The organism is Proteus sp. G4380 (genome assembly GCF_963885725.1).
Classification (GTDB): domain Bacteria; phylum Pseudomonadota; class Gammaproteobacteria; order Enterobacterales; family Enterobacteriaceae; genus Proteus; species Proteus mirabilis.
Genome location: NZ_CAWPAV010000061.1, coordinates 1 through 2,548, shown reverse-complemented (window position 1 = coordinate 2,548; position 2,548 = coordinate 1). Strand labels below are relative to the sequence as shown.

Sequence of the window (2,548 nt, the reverse complement as noted above, 5' to 3'; positions counted from 1 at the left end):
TATTCGCCGTGGCAGACATTGTGTATTCCTGATGCACGTCCATTTGGTCTTTGTCACAAAATATCGGCGAAAAATATTTGATCAGGATGCAATTGAAAAATTGCGAGGCTACTTTGCCAGTGTTTGTGCTGATTTTGATGTTGAACTGGTTGAAATGGATGGGGAACGGGATCACGTTCATTTACTGATTAATTACCCGCCAAAACTGGCGATATCTAATCTGGTTAACAGCCTTAAAGGGGTATCGAGTCGATTACTTCGACGTGATCGTCCTGATATTGCCCAACATTATTACTACAAGGGGGTTCTTTGGTCGCCGAGTTATTTCGCGGGGAGTTGTGGTGGCGCACCAATATCCATTATCCGCCAGTACATTGAGCAACAGGAAACACCTAGTTAGTTAAAAAACCGCGCCTTATATCCCCGACCTGAAGGACGGGATTTTACGGTGCTTTGGATAAAAACTGCTAAATATGCTTTAATCATGAGCATAAATTTTAAAATTAATTAGGCAATTTATGTTCAATTATCCAGCAACATCCCATTTTGACGAAGAAAGTGAAACTTACGAGATTACTTATCGTGATTTTGACAATATACATGCAGTGGCATATACAGAAGATGATATTGAACTAGAAGCCTCAGATATTTTACATGTAGGACTTGAAGAGTTTATTTCGAGTAAAATGCCGATCCCTATGCCTTCTGAGCCTCAATCAGGGGATTTTATTGTTTATCTTCCCCCTATTAGTTGCTTAAAAATCGCATTACATAATGCCATGTTAACAACAAAAACTAAAAAGGCAGATCTGGCAAGAAAAATGAATCTAAATAGCGCCCAAATTGAGCGTTTACTCGATATCAATCAAACTTCAAAAATCGATAGCCTAGAGCAAGCGCTTTACCTATTGGGTTATCACATTGCTATATCTGTGCATAAACAGCGCTAGTTCGATATTTTCATCTAATAAAAAGGTGGCCATAATAATTTACGCCACCTTACTATCATATAACTATCTATCATATAACTATAGAGTATACAAAATAGTATACAAAGTATGACTACTTATCATGATTAAAGTTGCTTACTCGCTAAGTATTTAGCGTGCTGAGTATAAATAGCAACGATATCTTCATTATAACCCACTAACCCTGCAACTTGGTTAACCATATCAATATGATCTTGCGCATAATCATCTTTTATCAATTTGCCTAATCGCATACTCGAGCGACCAACTAAGCCGTCATTTTGTTTTTCAGTAAAGAATGTATTTAACACACGCATTGCCGCATGAGTAGGATCCAGTAGATTCCCCTTTTCCCCAGCAATTAATCCCTGAATATAGCTACCAAAACAGTAGTAATGAACCCCATTGACGATTTCATCACCTTCACCACCAGGGATTTTAGGTAATGCCTGTGGGTATTTGTTATTAAATTCTGTGACTTGCTCTGTTGTTAAAGACTCTAATGCGGCAATAGCATCTTGAGGATCGCCTCTATGACCAGAAAATGTTGAGATAATAGTACCAAATGCATTTAATACTTTTTCGACAATATATTCTGGGATACTGTCTTTACGCATAATGCGTCGATATAAGTCGGCTATTTCTGAACCATGATTTACACCATTAATTGAAGTTACCGAAGCAACACTATCAGGATAATTAGCCGCAACGTAACGACAAGCTAATGGCCCTTGGCTATGACCTATAAAATTCACTTTTTTCGCTTGTGTCTCTTGTAAGAGAGTCTGGACAAATTGCCACAACTGCTTGCCACGCACTTCATTTGAATTAAAGGCAGAAAGAGAAGCGGTAAAAACTTGATGCCCATCTTGCCTTAAGGCATCTGCAATACCATAAAAGTAGGGAAAACCAACAATTTCATTAAAACCAGCTAAACCATGAACTAAAACGATAGGATATTTCGTTGACATACATCCACTCCTTGGGGTTAAAAACACTTAATTAAATTGCTAACATCCTATTAGCAAATGTTGAACTCATTAGATAAATTGCAATAAACAATATTATTGCAATTCTTTATTTGCTATCAGTTTGTTTAGAATAAGCCTTAAATTACGATCGTAAAGTACTATTTTCATTTTTCTCAATAATAAATATTAATTCGGCCATAATTAACATCCCTTCCACAATGCCTTCTGCTTTTTTGAGTTTTTTTCCGATATAAGTATCAGAGCATCGATGCGCTTGTGCTAATTGAATAAATGTTTGTCCAAATACATAGTAATCGACTAGTAATTCATAATCTTTTTTATGATTTTTTAGTAGTTTACTCATACATACCGAGACTATGATGCCTTGGCGATCAGTACAGGCTTTTCTTAATTTAACACGTATTGGCACATTTTCACGTTTATTTATTGTTAATGTATTGATATATAAATTATTATTTACAACCCATGAGCCCCAGGCTTCCATCAGTTTTGATATTTTTTGCATATAAACATCCTGTTTATCTTTCTAAAATACACTATATGATCACATTGTTTTTTTATACAGTCCTTGTAGTATATAAATATAGT

At 35.8% G+C, this 2,548-nt stretch carries 4 protein-coding genes; 2 read left to right on the top strand and 2 right to left on the bottom strand.

The features are described 5' to 3' along the window. The first annotated feature begins 1 nt into the window (after window position 1). The gene (tnpA, locus tag AACU98_RS05390; RefSeq protein WP_161680041.1) at window positions 2–400 is read left to right on the top strand and encodes an IS200/IS605 family transposase; all 399 of its coding nucleotides are present in this window, start codon (window positions 2–4) and stop codon (window positions 398–400) included. A 118-nt stretch (window positions 401–518) separates the two neighbouring features. Then, window positions 519–950, top strand: a complete 432-nt coding sequence (locus tag AACU98_RS05385; RefSeq protein ID WP_004247923.1) for a hypothetical protein — start codon at window positions 519–521, stop codon at window positions 948–950. Window positions 951–1,075: 125 nt separating this feature from the next. Here AACU98_RS05385 and AACU98_RS05380 read toward each other — a convergent pair whose 3' ends face one another. Together AACU98_RS05380 and AACU98_RS05375 are read right to left on the bottom strand one after the other, a co-directional pair. Then, window positions 1,076–1,939: an esterase/lipase family protein gene (locus AACU98_RS05380; RefSeq protein WP_004242549.1), complete on the bottom strand. Its 864-nt coding sequence runs from the start codon at window positions 1,937–1,939 to the stop codon at window positions 1,076–1,078. A gap of 142 nt (window positions 1,940–2,081) precedes the next feature. After that, window positions 2,082–2,465, bottom strand: coding sequence for an antiterminator Q family protein (locus AACU98_RS05375; RefSeq protein WP_004242548.1), 384 nt, complete (start codon window positions 2,463–2,465; stop codon window positions 2,082–2,084). Window positions 2,466–2,548: the final 83 nt, after the last annotated feature.

Bases quoted from the DNA above. Each gene is read 5' to 3' on its own strand.
- AACU98_RS05385 (WP_004247923.1), top strand. From the start codon at position 519: ATGTTCAATTATCCAGCAACATCCCATTTTGACGAAGAAAGTGAAACT.
- AACU98_RS05380 (WP_004242549.1), bottom strand. From the start codon at position 1,939: ATGTCAACGAAATATCCTATCGTTTTAGTTCATGGTTTAGCTGGTTTT.
- AACU98_RS05375 (WP_004242548.1), bottom strand. From the start codon at position 2,465: ATGCAAAAAATATCAAAACTGATGGAAGCCTGGGGCTCATGGGTTGTA.